15 protein-coding genes are annotated in these 19905 nt (G+C 59.8%); 8 read left to right on the top strand and 7 right to left on the bottom strand.

What is annotated here, in order from left to right; all coding sequences use genetic code 11:
- Positions 1 to 202 precede the first annotated feature (202 nt).
- Positions 203 to 1135, top strand: a complete 933-nt coding sequence (locus RAE21_RS06965) for an OmpA family protein (protein WP_313880740.1) — start codon at positions 203 to 205, stop codon at positions 1133 to 1135.
- Positions 1136 to 1183: 48 nt separating this feature from the next.
- Here RAE21_RS06965 and yihG read toward each other — a convergent pair whose 3' ends face one another.
- The 7 genes from yihG to RAE21_RS06930 form a co-directional block, all read right to left on the bottom strand.
- Entirely contained in the window at positions 1184 to 2104 is a 921-nt protein-coding gene (yihG, locus tag RAE21_RS06960) for a 1-acylglycerol-3-phosphate O-acyltransferase, YihG family (protein WP_313880739.1), read from the bottom strand.
- Positions 2105 to 2153: 49 nt separating this feature from the next.
- Complete coding sequence (locus RAE21_RS06955; RefSeq protein ID WP_313880738.1) at positions 2154 to 4235, bottom strand: diguanylate cyclase domain-containing protein; 2082 nt, start codon at positions 4233 to 4235, stop codon at positions 2154 to 2156.
- Positions 4236 to 4253: 18 nt separating this feature from the next.
- Entirely contained in the window at positions 4254 to 5033 is a 780-nt protein-coding gene (locus RAE21_RS06950) for an ABC transporter ATP-binding protein (protein WP_313880737.1), read from the bottom strand.
- 44 nt (positions 5034 to 5077) lie between these two features.
- Positions 5078 to 6208, bottom strand: coding sequence for a succinylglutamate desuccinylase/aspartoacylase family protein (locus tag RAE21_RS06945; protein ID WP_313880736.1), 1131 nt, complete (start codon positions 6206 to 6208; stop codon positions 5078 to 5080).
- Between the two features lie 5 nt (positions 6209 to 6213).
- On the bottom strand, positions 6214 to 6927 hold the full coding sequence (locus tag RAE21_RS06940) for an ABC transporter permease (protein ID WP_313880735.1): 714 nt from the start codon (positions 6925 to 6927) through the stop codon (positions 6214 to 6216).
- A complete protein-coding gene (locus RAE21_RS06935; protein WP_313880734.1) occupies positions 6924 to 7610 on the bottom strand; it encodes an ABC transporter permease in 687 nt (228 codons plus the stop codon). The genes RAE21_RS06940 and RAE21_RS06935 overlap by 4 nt, the downstream gene beginning before the upstream one ends.
- Positions 7611 to 7679: 69 nt before the next feature.
- Positions 7680 to 8525 (bottom strand): ABC transporter substrate-binding protein, encoded by an 846-nt coding sequence (locus tag RAE21_RS06930; protein ID WP_313880733.1) that lies wholly within the window; start codon positions 8523 to 8525, stop codon positions 7680 to 7682.
- On the opposite strand from RAE21_RS06930, the gene RAE21_RS06925 reads away from it, so the two are divergent.
- The 7 genes from RAE21_RS06925 (at position 8524) to glgC (ending at position 19787) form a co-directional block, all read left to right on the top strand.
- Positions 8524 to 8769, top strand: coding sequence for a hypothetical protein (locus RAE21_RS06925; protein WP_313880731.1), 246 nt, complete (start codon positions 8524 to 8526; stop codon positions 8767 to 8769). The two genes, RAE21_RS06930 and RAE21_RS06925, sit on opposite strands and share 2 nt — an antisense overlap.
- Before the next feature lie 51 nt (positions 8770 to 8820).
- A complete protein-coding gene (locus RAE21_RS06920) occupies positions 8821 to 11283 on the top strand; it encodes a YgiQ family radical SAM protein (RefSeq protein WP_313880730.1) in 2463 nt (820 codons plus the stop codon).
- A gap of 176 nt (positions 11284 to 11459) precedes the next feature.
- Complete coding sequence (locus RAE21_RS06915; protein ID WP_313880729.1) at positions 11460 to 12293, top strand: TraB/GumN family protein; 834 nt, start codon at positions 11460 to 11462, stop codon at positions 12291 to 12293.
- Positions 12294 to 12481: 188 nt separating this feature from the next.
- Positions 12482 to 14668 carry a 1,4-alpha-glucan branching protein GlgB gene (glgB, locus tag RAE21_RS06910; RefSeq protein WP_313880728.1) on the top strand — a complete coding sequence of 729 codons (2187 nt, stop codon included), beginning with the start codon at positions 12482 to 12484 and terminating at the stop codon, positions 14666 to 14668.
- Positions 14669 to 14676: 8 nt separating this feature from the next.
- A complete protein-coding gene (gene glgX / locus RAE21_RS06905; RefSeq protein ID WP_313880727.1) occupies positions 14677 to 16752 on the top strand; it encodes a glycogen debranching protein GlgX in 2076 nt (691 codons plus the stop codon).
- Between the two features lie 39 nt (positions 16753 to 16791).
- Positions 16792 to 18423 carry an alpha-D-glucose phosphate-specific phosphoglucomutase gene (locus RAE21_RS06900; RefSeq protein WP_313880726.1) on the top strand — a complete coding sequence of 544 codons (1632 nt, stop codon included), beginning with the start codon at positions 16792 to 16794 and terminating at the stop codon, positions 18421 to 18423.
- 59 nt (positions 18424 to 18482) lie between these two features.
- Positions 18483 to 19787 carry a glucose-1-phosphate adenylyltransferase gene (gene glgC / locus RAE21_RS06895; RefSeq protein ID WP_428983991.1) on the top strand — a complete coding sequence of 435 codons (1305 nt, stop codon included), beginning with the start codon at positions 18483 to 18485 and terminating at the stop codon, positions 19785 to 19787.
- Positions 19788 to 19905: the final 118 nt, after the last annotated feature.

Genomic DNA, 19905 nt, shown 5'->3' with positions numbered 1-19905 from the left:
CGTTCGACAGCTGTATCAAATCGAAACTGCGTTTGACAAGTTGGCACAAAGCAAGGCCAACACGGCCAAGGCTCAGGGGGTTGCCAATGCGCTACAGGACGATATACGCGTGCTGCGCGACGAGTTGGACCGCGCTAACGCCGCCAAATAAATGGCTCACAAAGCCCACCCCGAATTTTCAATTCCATCAAAGGACACCCCCATGAAACACCACTACCTGACCCCCGCTGCATTGGCCATTGCTATTTTGTTGGGTGCCTGTGCGTCTGCGCCGACCAGTACTTCCTTGCTGGAGAGTGCCCGCAGCGATTACGCCCAAGCCCAGCGTAACCCCAACGTGAACAACTTCGCCCCGCTGGAAATGAAGCAAGCCAGTGACGCGATGCAAGAGGCCAATCTCGCTGCAATGCAAAGCGCTGATTCCGATAAGGTCGACCAATTGGCCTATGTGGCCCGACAAAAAATTGCGATCACCCAGGAGGTCGTCAAACAAAGAACGGCCGAGGTAGATATGGCTCGAAGCGGCCGGGAGCGCGATCAGTTGCAGCTCACCCAACGCACCAACGAGGTCAATCAGGCCAACGCCAATGCGCAGCAGGCCCAAGTCAACGCCGACATGGCGCAACGCCAAGCCAACAACGCCGAGCGCCAAGCGATGGATGCGCAGCGTGCCACGGATGCGGCCCGCCAAGCCACGACAGATGCCAACCGCCGCACCGCGTTGTTAGAGAGCCAACTCGCCGATCTGGCTGCGAGGAAGACGGACCGTGGCATGGTGATCACTCTGGGCGATGTTCTTTTCGGTAGCGATAAAGCCAGTCTCACCGCCGGCGGTCTGCGTAGCGCGCAGAAGCTGGCCGAAGTGCTGCAGCAAAACCCGACGCGCAATGTGCTGGTCGAGGGCTTTACGGACAGCACGGGTGCAGACCCTTACAACCAACAGTTGTCAGAGCGTCGCGGTCAAACCGTACGTGATGCACTTTTGCAAATGGGCGTAGGTAGCGAACGCATCACCGTGCGTGGCTATGGCGAGTCATATCCTGTGGCTTCCAATGACACCGCCGCTAATCGACAGCTCAACCGCCGTGTGGAGATTGTGCTGTCCGACGAAACCGGAAAAACACCTCAACGCTGAATAAATTTGCTATCAAATAGATAGCTAACTATGCAGGATTTAAGGGGGCTAGCTGCCCCTTTTTTCTATGGATTGATGATCCGCTTTCAATCGGGCCAACTCGGTGTCTTTGGTGCGCCACAACTCGGCAACCCAAGCGGAGAATCCCGCTCGGAACTCGGCGTCCTCACCGTAGTTTCCGTTGAGCAGTTCCGGAGGAATTTCGATAGACCGGGCGCGCACCACCACGCGGCGCATACGCCCGCACAGAAAGTCTCCAAAAGTGGGAATGCCATCGGGGTAGTAAATCGTCACGTCCAGAACACTGTGAAACTTGTCACCCATCGCCTGTAACGCGAGGGCCAATCCCCCCGCTTTGGGTTTGAGCAAGTGGGTGTAGGGGGATTGTTGCTGGGCGTGTTTGGCCGGCGTCATACGTGTGCCCTCCAGAAAGTTCATGACGCTGGTGGGGATGAGTGCAAACTTTTCACAGGCTTTACGGGTGGTTTCCTGGTCTTTGCCACGCATTTCCGGGTGCTTTTTCAGATAGGCCTCGCTGTGGCGGCGCATAAACGGGAATTCGAGCGCCCACCATGCCAGGCCCATCACCGGGACCCAGATCAGCTGTTGCTTGAGAAAGAACTTGAGTAAGGGAATGCGCCGGTTTAGCAGGTGCTGCAACACAAAGATATCGACCCAGCTCTGGTGGTTGCTGCTCACCATGTACCACTGGTCGGGGCGCAGGCCCTCAAGGCCTTGCACATCCCAAGTAGCGCGCTGGGTCAGCTTCATCCAGCCACTGTTGCCACTGATCCAATTTTCAGCGATGGACAGAATGACGGGGTCTATGCGAAGGCGCACTGCCTTGAATGGAAGTACCAGTTTGATGATCGCAAAGACCAACAGGATCGGCACCCAAAACAGGATGTTGATGGTCAGGAGGAGTCCAGCGATCAAACCCACCAAAGCAGAAGGAAGAAAATTCAACATACGATTCAATGTCTCAGGGTAGGGGGCCGCTGACGTGCCAAGAGCCCGCCTAAGCGGCTCTCGTGGGGGTGTCGGGCGCAGTATCTTCGTAAAACCACACGTTGTTGCGCCCTTTTTGCTTGGCAACATACATGGCAGTGTCGGCGTTCTTCAGCAGGTCTGCCGGGGAGTGGGTCTCACCCAAGAACAAACAGACGCCAATACTCGGCGTGGTGCGGTAAGTGGTGTCCGGTAGCTCGTAGGGCTCATTGAGGCTTGACAGTACTTTGAAGGCCACGATGGAGGCGTGTTTGCGCGCAGCGGTTGCGTCTTCCCCGACGTCTTGGAGCAAGAGCACAAATTCATCCCCGCCGATACGCGCAATGGTGTCCACCTGCCGGACAATTTTTTGCAAGCGACGGGCCACTTCTTGGAGGAGGAGGTCGCCCACGTCGTGCCCGAGGGAGTCGTTCAGGCGCTTGAAATGGTCCAGGTCCATGAACATCAAGGCCCCGTGCTCTTTGCTGCGCTGGCTGTAGGCAATCGCGCTGTGAAGCCGATCGGTCAGGAGCCTGCGATTTGGCAAACCGGTCAGGGGGTCATGGAATGCCAGATGGCGGATCGCTTCCTCCGCTTCTTTGCGCTCGGTGATGTCGCGCGCAATCGCAATACAGCGTATTTCTTCGTCGGTCACGGTGGGCTTGCGAACCACTGAGAGCTCAAACCATTGGCGGCTACCGTGACGGTCGAGGTAGTACTGGACTCCGCTTGAGCGACCTTTTTGAATGGCTTGCGAGAGTGCGGCCATACAGGCGGTGGCAGCTTCCTGGGGCAGGACCTCTTGGATGCTGCGGCCTATCAAAAAGTCTGGCTCCACGAAAAGTGCATTTTTGTTTCCGCTGTGCACCGCTCGGTAATGGCCTTTTTCACCGATCTCGAACAAAAGGTCGGGTAACGCATCAAGGGTGGCTTGCAATTCGACCTGGGCGGCGCGCAGCGAGTCTTCCGTTTGCTTGCGCGCGGTGATGTCCATCAGGGTACCGACCATACGCAGGGGTGTGCCGTCTTGGCTGGTCTGCACCACTTTGCCGCGGCTGCTGAGCCAGATCCAGCGACCATCGGCGTGCCGGGCCCGGTACTCCGCCCGGAAGGAGGTGCTGTGCCCCTTGAGGTGCCGTAAAACCGCCACACCGAGAGGTGCCAAGTCGTCCGGGTGAATGAATTCGCTCAAAGAGCGGGGGGATTGGGCATCGCCCGGCATATAGCCCAGCATGGCGAATGCACGCAAATCCATCATGTACCCCGGCTCTTGCCGCAGGTCATGGTCCCAGCGCCCAAGATCTGCCCCCATGATGGCCAACTCGAGTTGCTCGGTGGTGTCGCGCAACATCGCTTCTGCGTCTTTGCGGTCCTGGATGTTGCGCGAGACACCGAGAACACCGATGGTCTTGCCTTGCGCATCCCGCATGGGTGTTTTATGGACTTCGAAGGTGGCGCCGCTCGGGTTGATTTTGGTGGCGCTGCCTTCTTCAAACGTGACGGTCTTGTCGCTTTTTAACGCCCATTGGTCGGACAGCGCGAATGCTTCGGCCGCTGAGTCTTCGACCCAATTGGCATCGCGGGTGCCGATGATGTCTTCGGCCTGTACGCCGAGTGCCTGGGCAAATGCGTCGTTGCACAGAAGATAAACGCCTTGGAGGTCCTTGACCCATATCTGGTCGGGGATGGTTTGCAGCACATTGCGGAGCATCACCTCGTTTTTGCGCAGCGCTACGCGGGCGTTGCGTTCACGGGTGATGTCTTCAATCGTGCCTTCAAAGGCAACGACCTGCCCCAGTTTGTCATGGAGGGCGTGGGCGTGTTCCCGCACCCAGATTCGCTGTCCTCCTTGGAGTCGGAACATTTCCGACACAAAGTCTTTGACTTTGCCGTGCCTGCGCATCTCATCGAGGAAGTCTTTGCGACGCTGGGGCTGAACGTAAGGGTTGAGGCTTCGGGCCTGGAGCAGCTGGCCGAGCTCCTCTTCATTTTCGCAACGGTGAAGCCGCAAAAAAGCGTTGTTGGCTTGGAGAATGCGGCCGTCCAAAGCTGCGCGATAAGCACCTATCGGAAGGTGCTCAAAAAGGGTGGAGTTGTTGCCTTTGGAAGTCACAACTGCAGCCGCGCAGTGTTATTTCAAACTGCCCGAGAGAAACTGCGCCAGTCGTTCGCTCCGGGGGGCTGTCAGGACTTGCGCGGGATGCCCTTGTTCTTCAATCAAGCCCTTGTGCAAAAAGATCAGGTGATTGGAAACTTCACGCGCAAAGCCCATTTCATGGGTCACTACCACCATGGTGCGGCCTTCTTCGGCCAGGCTCTTCATAACCCGGAGTACCTCCGACACCAACTCGGGGTCTAGCGCGCTGGTCGGTTCGTCGAACAACATCACCTCGGGTTCTACGGCCAAGGCACGGGCAATGGCGACTCGCTGTTGCTGGCCCCCGCTCATGTGGGCCGGGTAGCGATCTTCCACCCCGGTCAAGCCGACTTTGGCGAGGTATTTTTGTGCGGTTGCAACCGCCTCATCTTTGGGGACGCCCAGCACATGCACTGGCACCTCAATGATGTTCTGCAACACCGTCATGTGGGCCCAGAGATTGAAATGCTGAAAGACCATGGCCAACTTGGTGCGCAAGCGTTGCAGTTGCTTGGCATCTTTGGCCATCAGTTCGCCGGTCGGGCCGGCAATCAGTGCCAGCTCTTCACCTGCAACATTGATGCGCCCTTGGTTGGGCTTTTCCAGCATGTTGATGCAGCGCAAGAAAGTACTTTTGCCGGAGCCGGAACTTCCGATGATGCTGATCACATCGCCGGCATGGGCGGACAGCGAAACGCCTTTAAGCACTTCGTTGCCGCCGAAGCGCTTGTGGATGTTCTCAACCTGGAGTTTCAGGGGCTTGTTATCGGTCATGTTCTGAGCAGTCGTATCAGGTTCAGTAGCGGGCGATCGGGCAATTAAGCGCCCAGGAGTTCGCCCGTCCGGAATGCAGTGGCACCGGCAATCTTGCCGATTTCGGCACCGGCGTGGGCGTAGCGATCGCGCACCCGGGCATAAAACACACCGGCCACGCCAGCGTAAATCGGATGGCTGGTGTTGTCGATGGGATTAATGACTTCGGCGACAAGGTCGCCTTTTTGCAGGGTCTGGCCCACATCGGCGATATACGCCACCACACCGGGGCAGGGGGTATGGAGTGTTTCAGAGCCCGCCAAAGGGGTCGCTTGGGCCAAAGCCGCAGGTACCTGAACTGGTGTCGCTGAATGCACCGCGCCGGCAATGCACAAAAAGTCAAAAACAGCCTGCGCATCTGCCTTGGCCCAAGCGTGGGACACGTCAGACTCGCCGCGCAGCTCCACCGTCGTGCTGTTGCAGCCTTGTGGCAAGGGCACCTCGATGCCATCTTGCTTCAGCCGGTCGGCAAGTTGCCACCATGCGCCGGACAGGCATTCATCAAACGGACCGCTGCCCGAGTTGCGCGCCAGCAAAATGGCCCGCGATTGCAGCAAGTGCGAGAGTGGCTCCAGCTGTGGCCAGCAAGGCTCCTCGGTATAGAAGTGCATCACGCCTTCACAGTCGCAATGCAGGTCGATCACATGGTCCGCATCGTGCGATAGCAGCAGCAGCGTACGGCGCAGGCTTTGCAACTCGGTATCTGGTTTCCACTGGTCCAGAAACTGGCCTATGGCCTTGCGCACCGCCTTCACGTTTGCGGTAGGGTCTGAAACCATCAATGGTTTGATGGTGTCGTATACGGCCTTGGCCAGGTCCGGGTAATGGCGGTTGAAGTTCTCCGAGCTGTCGAGCTCAAAGCGGCCCATGGGTTTGTGGTCGATGCGCTGCGCCAGTCCGATCGGGTTGGCCACAGGTACCAGAACGACTTCGCCGCGTAGCCGGCCGGCTGCCTCAGCCTGGTCCAACAAGGCACGCAAATGGAATGCGGCCAACATGCCGGGCAGTTCTTCGGCGTGCAGGCTCGCCTGCACATACACCTTGGGCCCCTGGCCTGGCGTACCGTAGTGAAAGCTGCTCAGGGTGCGTAGGCTGCCCAAACTGTTGGACAGCAGGGGGTGGTCTTTGCGTTGCATGGTGGTCAGTGTTTACGGGGGGCAAGGTATGCCAAAAAGTGCTTCTCTGCCAAGCGGAACAAACCAATCAGGCAGAACGACGCTACCAGATAGATGGCTGCGGCCGCAAGGTAGGCCTCAAAAGGCAGGTAGTAGTCAGAGTAAATCCGGCTCGCTGCGGCAGTGACATCGAGCATGCTCGGTACGGCACTTGCCAGACTGGTACTCTGGAGCATCATCACCACTTCGTTGCTGTAAGCGGGCAGGGTGCGGCGCAACGCACTGGGCAGCACAATGCGGCGCATGGCTTGAAAGCGGCTCATGCCGTAAGCCTGTGCCGCTTCAATCTCGCCCGCAGCCGTTTCACGGATGGCGCCCGCCAACATTTCGGCGGTGTAACCTGCAGTGTTCAAGCTGAAAGCAAGCAAGGCGCAGAAGAATGGCTCTTTGAAGTGCGTCCAGGGCCAGACGTCATCCCAGCGTGCCTGAATCCATTCGAGCTGGCCCAAGCCGTAGTAAATCAAGTACACCTGAATCAAAAGCGGCGTGCCGCGAATCACGTAGGTGTAGGCGCCGACGATCCAGCGCAGAACAGCCCAGCGGCTGGTCAGCGCCAGCGCGAATAGCAACGCCAATACGGCCCCAATGGCCAAGGACGACAAAAGCAGCCCCAAAGTGGTGCTGATACCGGTCAGGTAGAGCTGCAGGTTCTGCGGCTCAAAAATCACGTGCCATTTCATAGTTCACCCCGCTTGGTACCGAGGCTGTAACGGGTATTGATTTTGCGCAGCACGAACAAGGAAATGCTGGTGTAGATCAAAAACAAGGCTGCAGTGAACAGGAAAAATTCGAAAGGCGAGCGTGTCGCAGCGCTGGCTTGTTTGGAGAGATAGGTCATCTCCTTGAGGCCGATCAGGCTGACCAGCGCAGTGGCCTTGATGAGCACCAACCAGTTGTTGGTGAAGCCCGGCAAGGCGTAGCGCACCATTTGCGGTGCCGTGATGCGCACAAAAGCTCGGACACGTCCCATGCCGAAGGCCCAAGCAGCCTCCATTTGGCCTTTGGGAATGGACAGGATGGCCCCCCGGAAGGTTTCTGTCATGTAGGCGCCGTAGATAAAGCCGATCGTAAGTACGCCGGCCAGAAAGGGATTGATGTCGACGGTTTTTTTGCTACCAGCGAGTTCCAGCAAGTGGTTCAGACCTATCGTGCCACCGTAAAACACCAGAAGCATCACGACCAGATCGGGTACCCCCCGGATGACGGTGGTGTAGGTCGTGGAGATGGCGACGAGCACGGGACGACCGGAGAGCTTGGCCGCCGCGCCCAGCAGACCGAGAACAATGGACACCAGCAGGGCACACAGCGAAACTCCAACCGTGAGTACCGAGCCCTGCAATATGGCGACGTAATAAGAATTCATGAAAGCCTGTGGGCGCATGGAACGCAAAGGGGCGCACTACTGCGCCCCGATGCGTGGGTTTTACAAGATTTATTCGCCGTAAACGTCGATGTTGTACTTGGCAAAGTACTTGTCGTTCAGGGTCTTGTAAGTGCCATTGGCGCGGATGGCCTTGATGGCTTCGTTCAACTCGCCCTTGAGTTGGTCTTCACCCTTACGCAGGGCAATACCAGCGCCGTAACCGAAGTACTGGGGCATTTTCAAGTCAGGGCCCACCAATTCGTATTTGGCGCCTTCAGGCTTGGACAAGAAGCCACCGGTGACTTCCATGTAGTCAGCCACGGTACCGTCCAGACGGCCGGACTTGATGTCCAGGTACACCTGGTCTTGCGCTTCGTAGGAGTTCACGATCACGCCAGCAGGCTTCAGGTCGCCCATGGCGTATTTTTCTTGGGTGGAACCCTTCAAAACACCGATCTTTTTGCCCTTGATGGAGGCTGCGTCGGTGAACTTGACGCCCTTTTTCAGAACCAAGCGGCTGGGGGTGTTGTAGTACTTGTCGGTGAAGTCCACTTCCTTCAGGCGGTCATCGGTAATGGACATGGAGGAGATGATGACGTCGTACTTCTTGGCGTTCAGGCCGGGGATCATGCTGTCCCAGACTTGTTCCACGAACTCGCACTTGCGCTTGATCTGCTCGCACAGGGCGTTGGCGACATCGACGTCAAAGCCGGTGGGCTGGCCGTCTGCAGACTTGAAGGTGAAGGGTTCGTAGGTCGGATCAATCGCGACCTTCAGGGGACCTACTTCTGGCGCAGGAGCGGCTGCAACGGGTGCGGAAGCAGGAGCAGCGGGTACTGCGGGAGCGGCTTCTTCTTTTTTGCCGCAGGCGGCCAAAACGGAGGTTGCTGCCAGTGCCAGCAGGAGTTTCTTCATGGAAAAGTCCTTTGATGTACCGGACAGAGCCGGTGGTTGCGTAAAGAAAAAATCATTCTACGGGGTAACCACAGCAAATTTGATGCCGCCCCTTCATGGGGCATGGGGGTTTGTACCGGTAAAAAACATGCTTTTGGCGGTTTCGGAAGCTGTTGAGCAAGGAAATTTCCGAATGCGCACAGTCCCGCTGGAGACTCGCTCTTCAAAATCGGAATTGCCAGTGGGGCGAAGAAGCCCCACCTAGTGCGCTGGGAAGCGCAAAACCTTACACTTACGGGTTATCCCCCGGACTCCCATGAACGCTCCCCTCGACGTCTCTTTCTTCGCGCGCGCCGCCAAACCGATCACCAGCTACCGCAAGTACTGGGCATCGCGCTTCGGCACGGCCCCTTTCCTGCCCATGAGCCGTGCAGAAATGGACAAACTCGGTTGGGACAGTTGCGACATCATCATCGTCACGGGCGATGCTTATGTGGACCACCCGAGTTTCGGCATGGCGGTGATCGGCAGGATGCTCGAGTCGCAGGGTTTCCGGGTGGGCATCATTGCCCAGCCTGACTGGACCAGTGCTGAGGCCTTCAAGGCCTTGGGTAAACCCAATCTCTTCTGGGGTGTGACCAGCGGCAACATGGACTCCATGATCAACCGCTACACCGCAGACCGCAAGATCCGCAGTGACGACGCCTACACCCCGGGCGATGTGGGCGGCAAGCGCCCCGACCGTGCGGCCATCGTCTACAGCCAGCGTTGCCGTGAGGCCTTCAAAGACACGCCGATCGTGTTGGGCGGTATCGAAGGCAGCCTGCGCCGAATCGCGCATTACGACTACTGGAGCGACAAGGTCCGCCGCAGCATCGTCGTAGATGCCAAGTGCGACCTGCTGTTGTACGGCAATGCTGAGCGTGCGATCGTGGAGATTGCCCACCGCCTGGCGGCCAAAGAGCCTGTGGAGCAAATCACCGATGTCCGGGGCACCGCTTTTGTGCGTCGCCCTGATGACGAGTCCGCCAAAGACTGGTTCGAGATCACGTCGACCACGGTGGATGAGCCCGGCCGCGTGGAGGCCCATGTCAACCCCTACATGACGACCAGCGAGTTAGCTGCCGAGAACGGTGCCACTTGCGCCAAAGATGACGAGGCCCAAGCGACTGCGGCAGCAGCTGAGGCAGCTGGTGCTATGAAATCAGGAGCTGCTCGCGCAGATTCCACGAGCGCTACAGGCCAAAAAGACGCTAAACCCGAAGTCAATGCGTCTATTGCACCGTTGACCTTCTTCGCCAACCCTGCGCTGTCGAGTGGCAAAGGCAAGCTCAAAGTGCCACCGCGCGAGCGCTCCGTGATCCGTTTGCCCAGCTATGAGCAGGTGAAAAGCGACCCGGTGCTCTATGCACACGCCAACCGGGTGCTGCACCTGGAGACCAATCCCGGTAATGCACGGGCCTTGGTGCAGGCGCACGGGGAGGGCGTGACCGCGCGTGACGTGTGGATCAACCCGCCACCGATCCCGCTCACCACTGCGGAGATGGACTTTGTGTTCGACCTGCCGTATGCCCGCAGTCCCCACGCAGCCTATGCCGATGAAAACGGCGGCCATGACGGCGCAACCAAGATCCCGGCCTGGGAGATGATCCGCTTCAGCGTGAACATCATGCGCGGCTGTTTTGGCGGCTGTACCTTCTGTTCTATTACTGAGCACGAGGGCCGCATCATCCAGAGCCGCTCCGAAGAGTCCATCATCAAAGAAGTGGAAGATATCCGCGACAAGGTGAAAGGCTTCACCGGCACGATTTCTGATCTCGGTGGCCCCACCGCCAATATGTACCGCTTGGGCTGCCGCAGCCCCGAGATTGAAGCGGCCTGCCGCAAGCCCAGCTGTGTGTACCCCGGCATCTGCCAGAACCTGACCACCAACCACGACCCGCTCATCAAGATCTACCGCCGCGCCCGTGCGCTCAAGGGCATCAAGAAAATTTTGATTGGTTCCGGCCTGCGTTATGACCTCGCGGTGAAGAGCCCAGAGTATGTGAAAGAGCTGGTGCAGCATCACGTGGGCGGCTATCTGAAGATCGCGCCTGAGCACACCGAGCAGGGCCCGCTCACCAAGATGATGAAGCCGGGCATCGGCAGCTACGACAAATTCAAACAGCTGTTCGAGAAGTTCAGCGCCGAAGCCGGCAAAAAGCAGTACCTGATTCCGTATTTCATCGCAGCCCACCCCGGCACCAGTGATGAAGACATGATGAACTTGGCCATCTGGCTCAAGAAAAACGGTTTCCGTGCCGACCAGGTCCAGACCTTCTACCCGAGCCCGATGGCCACGGCCACGGCCATGTATCACTCCGGCCGCAACACCCTGAAGCGTGTGCATCGCACCGCCCAGAGCGAAGAGGAAACCGTGGACATCGTGCGGGGTGAAAAGCGCCGCCGTTTGCACAAGGCGTTTTTGCGCTACCACGATGCCAACAACTGGCCGCTGTTGCGCGAGGCGCTCAAGACCATGGGCCGCTCCGACCTGATTGGTAATGGCAAGCATCACTTGATTCCGACCTTCCAGCCGCTGGTGGATGGTGGCTATCAGAGCGCCCGTAAAAAGAACTCCACCGTGGCGCCGGTCAAGGCGGCTGCGGGGCGGGTACAGCCTTTGGGTAAGGCCGCTGCACCGGTCAAGGGCCGATTGCTGACACAGCACACCGGGCTGCCCCCGCGCGACACAGGTGCGCCGAAGCCGGCGTTTAAAGCGGCCCGTAAGCCGCGCTAATACGGAGTCAGGCGATTTTCTTCAGGTCTTTTGGGGTGCTGGCCCCCGCTAAGCTTGCGCAAGTTGCTCTACTTTTTATAGCGCTTTTCGCAGGTTTAGCCTTTGTCGCACGGGATGCTCGTGCCCAGGACGGGCTCGTTGATTGCCCGCCAGAGAGCAAGCCCTTGAGCGCCGAGATGTTCGCTGCATCCCGGGCGCAGGCGCGGGATCGCGGATTTCTCTGGCGCCTTACTCGGGACGGACACAGCTCTTATCTCTACGGCACCTTGCATGTAGGTCGCGACAACTGGTTGGCGGCAGGCCCTGCGATGGCAAGCGCTTTGCAGAACGCAAGCACCTTGGCGCTGGAGCTTGATCCTCTGGATCCTGACAACGCCCGTCGCATGGGGGTAGCGCTGGCGCAGGCGCCATCGTGGCCACTCGCCCCTGAGTTGCGGCAGCGTTTGGTTCGCCAGCTGCAAATGCAGTGCCTGCCGGTGAATTCGGTGGGTACGAGCCCGTCGGAACTGCTGTTGTCGGGCGTCGCCTTGGCGTTGGCACGCCGGGATGGGTTCGAAGCGCAGTTCGGATCCGAGACATACTTATCGCTTTTTGCCCGGCAACGTGGCATGCCCGTGGTATCCCTGGAAACCGTCGAGCTGCAGTTACAAGCTTTGCTGTCCGCTAACGCAGCAGAAGCTCACGGGATGCTGGAAGACGGTTTACGAGAGCTCGAGGCCGGTACCGCGCGTCAGAGCCTGCGGGACCTGGTGCGCATGTGGGAGTCCGGCGATCAGCAGCGCCTCGACACCTACCAGCAATGGTGTGAATGCGTGGTAACTCCGATGGAGAAGTTACAGATGCAGCGGCTTCTAGACAAACGAAACCCCGCCATGGCGCAGCAGATTGACGCCATGCACCGTGCAGGACAGCGCGTGTTTGCTGCGGTCGGGAGTTTGCACATGGCGGGAGATCGGGGTTTGCCCGCAGTGTTAGGCCGAATGGGCTATCAGGTCGAGCGTTTACCCTGATTGGCAAGCCTTTTTAGAGGCAACTCAGCCTTCACAATGTTGGTAACTCTTGGTGGTAACGGTTACAAAATTCCGCTTTTGGTGCGGCTTGCCATCCGGTGACCGGTTTTTTGCAGACTTATGCAATAAGCTGTGATTTAAACCAATGACAAGCCCGCGGACTCGCCACGGGTGAATGTGAGAGACATATGCTGACAGACCACGACCTGGGTGCCTTGATGCGGGCCCAACATGCCGATCCTTTCAGCATTCTCGGGCCCCATACCGTTGAGGGCGGTGTGCAAATCACTGCGCTGTATCCCGCTGCGCGCACGGTCCGCGCTATGGATCGCGTGTCGGGCCAACTGCTGGGCGAATTGCAAAGGCACGAAGGCACGGATGTCTTCTCACTGGTGCTGCCTGGCGCAGCGTCTTTCCCTGATTACCGCCTGGAGGTCTCTTGGCAGGATCCAGAGGCGGGCGTTTCCTTGCTGGAGGATGCTTACCGCTTTCCGGTGGTCCTCCAGGACATGGATTTGTGGCTGCTGGCGGAAGGCACCCACCTGCGCCCCTACGAGTGCCTCGGTGCCCATCCGGTCCAGATGTGCGGTATTGACGGCACTAGCTTCGCGGTATGGGCGCCGAATGCCCGGCGTGTTTCGGTGGTCGGCTCCTTCAATGGGTGGGACGGGCGCCGTCATCCGATGCGCTTGCGCCGCGAATGCGGTGTGTGGGAAATCTTTGTGCCCCATGTCGGCAAGGGCGATGCCTACAAATTTGAACTGTGGAACGCACAAGGCGCGATCACCACCAAGGCCGATCCGTTTGCATTTGCAGCCCAACTCCGGCCTGATACCGCCAGCATCGTCGCAGGTTTGCCGCCCCAGTTGCCGATGCGCGTAGACCGGCAAAAGGCCAATGGGTTGCACCAGCCCTTGAGTGTGTACGAGGTGCACTTGGGCTCCTGGCGCAAAGCCGACGGCTGGCGGTGGCTGAGCTACCGTGAGTTAGCGGACACCTTGGTGCCCTATGCGCGCGAGATGGGATTCACCCACCTGGAGTTGTTGCCGGTCAGCGAGCACCCCTTTGACGGATCCTGGGGCTACCAGCCCTTGGGCCTTTTCGCACCCACGTCGCGCTTCGGGTCGCCTGAAGACTTTCAGTACTTTGTGGATGCGGCGCATCACGCGGGCCTCGGTGTGATTTTGGATTGGGTGCCTGCGCATTTCCCTAGTGATGCCCACGGACTGGCCGAATTTGATGGCACCCACCTGTATGAGTACGCCGATCCCAAAGAAGGTTTTCACCAGGACTGGAACACCCTGATCTACAACTTCGGCCGTACCGAAGTGCGCAACTTTTTGGTGAGCAATGCTTTGTACTGGCTGGAGCGCTTCGGCATCGATGGTCTGCGGGTGGATGCGGTCGCCTCCATGCTTTACCGCGACTACAGCCGCGCCGCAGGGCAGTGGATACCCAATAAACACGGCGGTCGCGAGAACCTGGAGGCGATCGAGTTTCTGCGCCGCATGAACCATGTGGTGGGCACTGAGCGGCCGGGCGCCATCACCTTGGCAGAGGAGTCCACCGCCTTCCCCGGCGTGAGTCGGCCGCCATCGCCGGGCTTGCAAAGTGGCGGCTTGGGCTTTCACTACAAATGGAACATGGGGTGGATGCACGACACCCTGCAATACGCTTCCATGGACGGCGTGCACCGTAAGTACCACCAGAACCAGCTCACCTTCGGGCTGATGTACGCCTTCACAGAAAACTTTGTACTGCCACTCTCTCACGACGAGGTAGTGCACGGCAAAGCGTCTTTGCTAGGCAAGATGCCCGGTGATGAGTGGCAAAAATTCGCCAATCTGCGCGCGCTGTACGGTTTCATGTGGGCCTACCCCGGCAAGAAATTGCTGTTTATGGGCGGTGAGTTGGCCCAGCCCACCGAATGGGCCGATGGCGCCCAGTTACCGTGGCATCTGGAGCAGGACCCTCGGCATCAGGGCGTGCAAAGGCTGGTGCGTGATCTGAACCGGGTGTATCGCGCATTCCCTGCGATGCATGAGCAAGATATCGAGCCAGACGGCTTTGCCTGGATTGCCCACGACGACGCAACCCAATCCGTCATTGCCTTCCAGCGCCGTGCCCTGGACGGTCGGGTCGTGGTGGTGGTGTGCAATTTCACGCCCGTGCCCCGGCCGGGCTACCGCATCGGTGTGCCGGTGGCCGGCGCGTGGCGCGAAGTCATCAACACCGACAACGGGGTTTACGGCGGTAGTAGCCTGAGTTCGGGTGCTCGCAGCACCGAGCTGGTAGCGGCGCACCACCATGGGCAGTCACTGGTCATCACTTTGCCGCCCTTGGCATGCCTTGTGCTCTTTCCCGGAGAAGAATGAGTCTTTCTATGCCTTTGACGACTTTGTTGCCGGGCTCTGCCCCTGCGTGGGGCGCGAGCTTCACTGCAGACGGTGTGAACTTCGCGTTGGCTGCACCAGATGCCACTCGCGTGGAGCTGTGCCTGTTTGATGACACCGGCACCACCGAGCTGCAGCGCATCGCGTTGCCGGCGCGCACCGGGCCGGTCTGGCATGGGTTATTGCCCGGCGCAGGGGCAGGGCAAGTGTACGGATACCGGGTTCACGGCCCTTGGGCTCCCACGCAGGGACACCGGTTCAATCCGGCCAAGTTGTTGCTCGACCCCTATGCCTGGGAGGTCGTGGGCCGTTACGACGGGTCCGACCTGCACTGGGCCCACACCCCTGAAAGCGCACGCGGCGTGCAGCAACCCGACCCACGGGACAACTCAGCTACCGCGCTCAAGGCGCGGGTGGTGAGCGCCTTGCCGCCCGCAAGTGCAGGGCCAAAGATTGATCCCGCGCAGCGGGTGCTGTATGAACTGCACGTCAAGGGCTTCACCCAGTTGCACCCCGAAGTGCCGCTGCACTTGCGTGGCACCTATGCCGGCTTGGCGCATCCGGCAGCCATTGCACATTTGAAAGCCTTGGGCATTACCACCGTGAGTGTGATGCCGGTGGCCGCGCGCGCCGACGAAGAGCGCTTGCAGCACCTGGGGCTCAGCAATTATTGGGGCTACAGCCCCATTGCCTGGAGCGCGCCTGAGCCTCGCTATTGGAGCGGCACACCGGGCAGCAGCCCGCGCTCGGAATTCCGCGCCATGGTCGATGCTTTGCACGCTGCAGGCTTGGAGGTGATTCTTGATGTGGTCTACAACCACACGGCTGAGACCGATGAGTTCGGCCCACTGCTGAGCTTGCGCGGAATAGCCAACGCCACCTATTACCACCTGGAGCCCGAAGATCCTGCCCGCTACATCAATTGGACAGGCTGCGGCAACTGCGTCAATCTCAACCACCCGATCGTGCTGCGCACCGTGATGGATAGCTTGCGCACCTGGGTGCAGGACTTCGGGGTTGATGGTTTTCGCTTTGACCTTGCGCCCGTCATGGCGCGTGGCACCCAAGAGGCCGGCTACCGCTTTCAGCCCCACGCCCCGTGGTTGTTGGCTGTGGCCCAAGACCCGGTGTTGCGCAATCGCCTGATGGTGGTGGAGCCTTGGGACATCGGGCCCGGTGGCTACCAGCTGGGCGCTTTTCCGCACGGGTGGCTGGAGTGGAACGACCGTTTCCGCGATACCCAGCGCAGCGCATGGCTGCGACATAGCGCCAGCCGTGGTGCCTTGGCCCATCACTTGGCCGGCTCAGCCGATGCATTTGCCCACGGGCAGCGTGCTGCGCACAGCAGCGTGAATTTTGTGACAGCCCACGATGGCTTCAATTTGATGGACGTCGTGAGCTACTGTGAACGCCACAACCAGGCCAACGGCGAGCACAACCGCGATGGCCATGGCCACAACTTGAGCGTGAACCACGGCGTCGAGGGCGCCAGCGACCTGCCTGCGGTGCAAGAGGCCCGAGCCCGGCACCGCCGCACCTTGCTGGCAGCCACGGTTTTGTCCCTGGGCACCCCCATGCTGCTGGCGGGCGACGAGCTCGGCCACACCCAGGGCGGCAACAACAACGCCTATTGCCAAGACAATGCCACGACCTGGTTGCGCTGGGACGCCTTGGCCCACCATGAAACTGCTTTCTGGGCCCGCGCGATTGCCTTGCGCCGGCAACTGCCGGCATTGCAAGCCAGTGGTTGGTGGCGCAGTAGTGCAGAGTCCACTGGTTGCGGCCAGGTAGCTACTTGGGCCTTGCCGGACGGCCGCACCTTGCAGCCCGCTGATTGGGACGCGCCCCACGGCGGCGCCATGGCGGTCGCCCGTCAGGCCGGCACGCCGGATGCGGTGTTGCTGCTCCTTAACCCCAGTCCCCACGAGCAGGTGTTTTGCCTACCGCAAGGCGCGTGGCGCGTGGTGTTGGATTCCGCCGTTCCGGAGTTGCCCTCAGAAGGCGTCCCGGTGGTTAGCACTGTCATAACGCTGCAGGCAGATAGCCTCATGCTTTTGACTTGGTAACCATTTTTTTAACCGTATTTCCACCTCTGTCACACCACCATGCCACGCATCACACTGCCCACTTCGCCCTTTGATGGCCAGCGCCCCGGTACTTCAGGTTTGCGCAAAAAAGTCACCGTCTTCGAGCAGCCCCGTTATCTGGAAAACTTTGTGCAGGCACTGTTTGATGTGTTGCCGGATGCAGCCGGACAGACGTTGGTGGTGGGGGGAGATGGCCGCTTCTACAACCGCGTAGCCATTCAAACCATTCTGCGCATGGCAGCCGCCAAGGGCTATGCCCGGGTGCTGGTGGGGCAGGGCGGCATTTTGTCGACACCCGCAGTCAGCGCTGTCATCCGCCGCCATGGCGCCAGCGGCGGCATCGTGCTGTCGGCCAGCCACAACCCCGGCGGTCCGGATGGCGACTTCGGCATCAAATACAACGTAGCCAACGGCGGCCCCGCGCCTGAAAAAGTCACCAACGCCATCTACGAGCGCACCAAGCTGGTCCGCGAGATCCGCACCATGAGCACGGCGGATATCAGCCTGGACACTCTGGGCAGCCAGCACATCGGCAGTACCGAGGTGGTGGTGATCGACCCCGTGTCGGATTACTCCGAGGTCATGCGCGGCTTGTTTGACTTTGACGCCATCCGCAAGTTGTTTGCAGGCGGCTTCACCCTGCGCTATGACGCCATGTGCGCCGTGGGTGGCCCCTACGCTAAAGCCTTGCTGGAGGGCGAGCTGGGTGCTCCCGCAGGCACGGTGGTCAATGGCACCCCACTCGAAGATTTCGGTGGTTTGCACCCGGATCCGAACCCGGTGAATGCCGAAGACCTGATCGCTCATTTGTTTGCCACCGACGCACCCGACATGGGCGCCGCGAGTGATGGCGATGCTGACCGTAACATGATCGTCGGCCGCAAGTTTGTCGTGTCGCCCAGCGACAGTCTGGCTGTGATCGCTGCTCATGCCACCTTGGTGCCGGGCTACCGCTCTGGCATTGCCGGTGTGGCCCGCTCCATGCCCACCTCTACCGCGGTGGACCGCGTAGCCAAGGCGCTGGGCATTCCATGTTTTGAGACGCCTACCGGCTGGAAGTTTTTCGGTAACTTGATGGATGCCGGCAAAGTCACTTTGTGCGGCGAAGAAAGCTACGGCACAGGCTCCAGCCATGTCCGTGAGAAAGACGGCTTGTGGGCGGTGCTGTTCTGGCTCAACCTGATTGCCGCCAGCGGCAAATCGGTGGAGGCGCTGGTGCGTGAGCTCTGGGCGCAATACGGCCGCTGCGTATATTCGCGCCACGACTATGAAGGCATTCCCATTGAGCAGGCCGACGCGCTGATGCGCGACCTGCGTGCGTCTTTACCCACCTTGGGTGGCACCACCATCGCCGGATTGCCGGTGGCCTTTGCGGATGACTTTGCCTACACCGATCCAGTGGATGGCAGCGTGAGCCAGAAGCAGGGCGTGCGCATTGTGCTGACCGATGGTTCGCGCGTAGTGTTCCGCCTCTCTGGCACCGGCACCGAGGGGGCCACCTTGCGCGTCTACCTGGAGCGCCACGAACCGGACGCCAGCCGCCAGGACATCCCGGCCCAAGAGGCACTGCAACCCCTGATTGCCTTGGCTGAAATGGTGGCCCGCATCCGCCATTTCACCGGCATGAACCAGCCCACCGTGACGACCTGAGCCACAGAAGCACAGGCCCTAATTTTTTCAAAAAAACCTAAGCGACAGGAGACAAACCCATGAGCACCACAGACAACACCCGTAACCTCGCGCTTCAAGAGCGCCACATGCAGCCCCACATGCTGGTGCGCCGCACCATCGCCTTGGTGCTGGCCGGTGGCCGCGGCTCCCGCCTCAAGCAGCTGACCGACCGCCGCGCCAAGCCGGCGGTGTACTTTGGCGGCAAGTTCCGTATCGTTGACTTTGCGCTCTCCAACTGCGTGAACTCCGGCATTCGCCGCATCGGCGTCATCACCCAGTACAAATCGCACTCACTGCTGCGCCATTTGCAGCGTGGCTGGAGCTTCTTGCGTGCCGAACTCAACGAGATGGTGGATTTGCTGCCCGCCCAGCAGCGGGTGGACGAAGAACACTGGTACCGCGGCACGGCCGATGCGATCTACCAGAACCTGGACATCATCCAAAGCAGCAAGCCCGAGTACGTGGTGGTGCTGGCCGGCGACCACATCTACAAGATGGACTACTCGCTGATGCTCAAAGACCACGTGGAGAGCGGCGCAGGCTGCACCGTGGGCTGTATCGAAGTGCCCCGCGACGAAGCCAGCGCTTTTGGTGTGATGGCCGTTGATGGCAGCCGCAAGATCACCGAGTTTGTGGAAAAGCCCGCCAACCCACCTGCGATGCCCGGCAACGACGCGGTGTCCCTGGCCAGCATGGGCATCTACATTTTCGATTCCAAATATTTGTACGACTTGCTCGAAGACGATTTGGCCAACCCCGAGTCCAGCCACGACTTCGGCAAAGACGTGATTCCCCGCGTGGTGCGCGAGGGCAGGGCGGTGGCCCATCCCTTCTCCATGTCCTGTGTGTCGTCCACCCCGGACGCCGTGCCCTACTGGCGCGATGTGGGTACCATCGACGCCTTTTGGGAAGCCAACCTCGACCTTGCTTCAGTCACCCCGGAGCTGGATATTTACGACACCAACTGGCCCATCTGGACCAGCCAGCGCCAGTTGCCACCTGCCAAGTTTGTGCAGGACGCCGATGGCAAGCACGGCCAGGCCATCAACACCATGGTGTCGGGCGGCTGCATTGTGTCGGGCTCCATCGTCAGCAACTCGGTGTTGTTCAGCAGCGTGCGCATCCATTCGTTCTGCGTGATTGACCAGGCAGTGCTTTTGCCGGAAGTCACCATCGGCCGTGGCTGTCGCCTGAGCCGTGTGGTCATTGACCGGGGTGTGGAAGTGCCTGATGGCTTGGTCATCGGTGAAGACCCGGTGGCAGATGCGGCACGCTTTGAGCGCACCGACAACGGCGTGGTGCTGGTCACCAAAGACATGCTGAAGAAGTTAAGCACCCCCTGAGCCGCTGCGCGTCTCCCCCCTCTCTCGCCTCTGGCGGGAGGGGGGCGCACCCAGCAGCCCGGCAAAGCCGGTTCTGCGGGTGCCCTGAGGCGGGGCAGCAATATTAAAAATGATTGTG

Origin of the sequence: Rhodoferax potami (assembly GCF_032193765.1) — a bacterium.
Lineage (GTDB): Bacteria > Pseudomonadota > Gammaproteobacteria > Burkholderiales > Burkholderiaceae_C > Allorhodoferax > Allorhodoferax potami.
The sequence above is the reverse complement of the archived record's forward strand: the minus strand, read 5'-3'. Positions and strand labels throughout refer to the sequence as shown.

Bases quoted from the DNA above. Each gene is read 5' to 3' on its own strand.
- RAE21_RS06925 (WP_313880731.1), top strand. From the start codon at position 8,524: ATGGAAAAGTCCTTTGATGTACCGGACAGAGCCGGTGGTTGCGTAAAG.
- RAE21_RS06920 (WP_313880730.1), top strand. From the start codon at position 8,821: ATGAACGCTCCCCTCGACGTCTCTTTCTTCGCGCGCGCCGCCAAACCG.
- RAE21_RS06935 (WP_313880734.1), bottom strand. From the start codon at position 7,610: ATGAATTCTTATTACGTCGCCATATTGCAGGGCTCGGTACTCACGGTT.
- RAE21_RS06900 (WP_313880726.1), top strand. From the start codon at position 16,792: ATGCCACGCATCACACTGCCCACTTCGCCCTTTGATGGCCAGCGCCCC.
- RAE21_RS06915 (WP_313880729.1), top strand. From the start codon at position 11,460: ATGTTCGCTGCATCCCGGGCGCAGGCGCGGGATCGCGGATTTCTCTGG.
- glgC (WP_428983991.1), top strand. From the start codon at position 18,483: ATGAGCACCACAGACAACACCCGTAACCTCGCGCTTCAAGAGCGCCAC.
- yihG (WP_313880739.1), bottom strand. From the start codon at position 2,104: ATGTTGAATTTTCTTCCTTCTGCTTTGGTGGGTTTGATCGCTGGACTC.
- RAE21_RS06930 (WP_313880733.1), bottom strand. From the start codon at position 8,525: ATGAAGAAACTCCTGCTGGCACTGGCAGCAACCTCCGTTTTGGCCGCC.
- RAE21_RS06940 (WP_313880735.1), bottom strand. From the start codon at position 6,927: ATGAAATGGCACGTGATTTTTGAGCCGCAGAACCTGCAGCTCTACCTG.
- glgX (WP_313880727.1), top strand. From the start codon at position 14,677: ATGCCTTTGACGACTTTGTTGCCGGGCTCTGCCCCTGCGTGGGGCGCG.
- glgB (WP_313880728.1), top strand. From the start codon at position 12,482: ATGCTGACAGACCACGACCTGGGTGCCTTGATGCGGGCCCAACATGCC.
- RAE21_RS06945 (WP_313880736.1), bottom strand. From the start codon at position 6,208: ATGCAACGCAAAGACCACCCCCTGCTGTCCAACAGTTTGGGCAGCCTA.
- RAE21_RS06950 (WP_313880737.1), bottom strand. From the start codon at position 5,033: ATGACCGATAACAAGCCCCTGAAACTCCAGGTTGAGAACATCCACAAG.
- RAE21_RS06965 (WP_313880740.1), top strand. From the start codon at position 203: ATGAAACACCACTACCTGACCCCCGCTGCATTGGCCATTGCTATTTTG.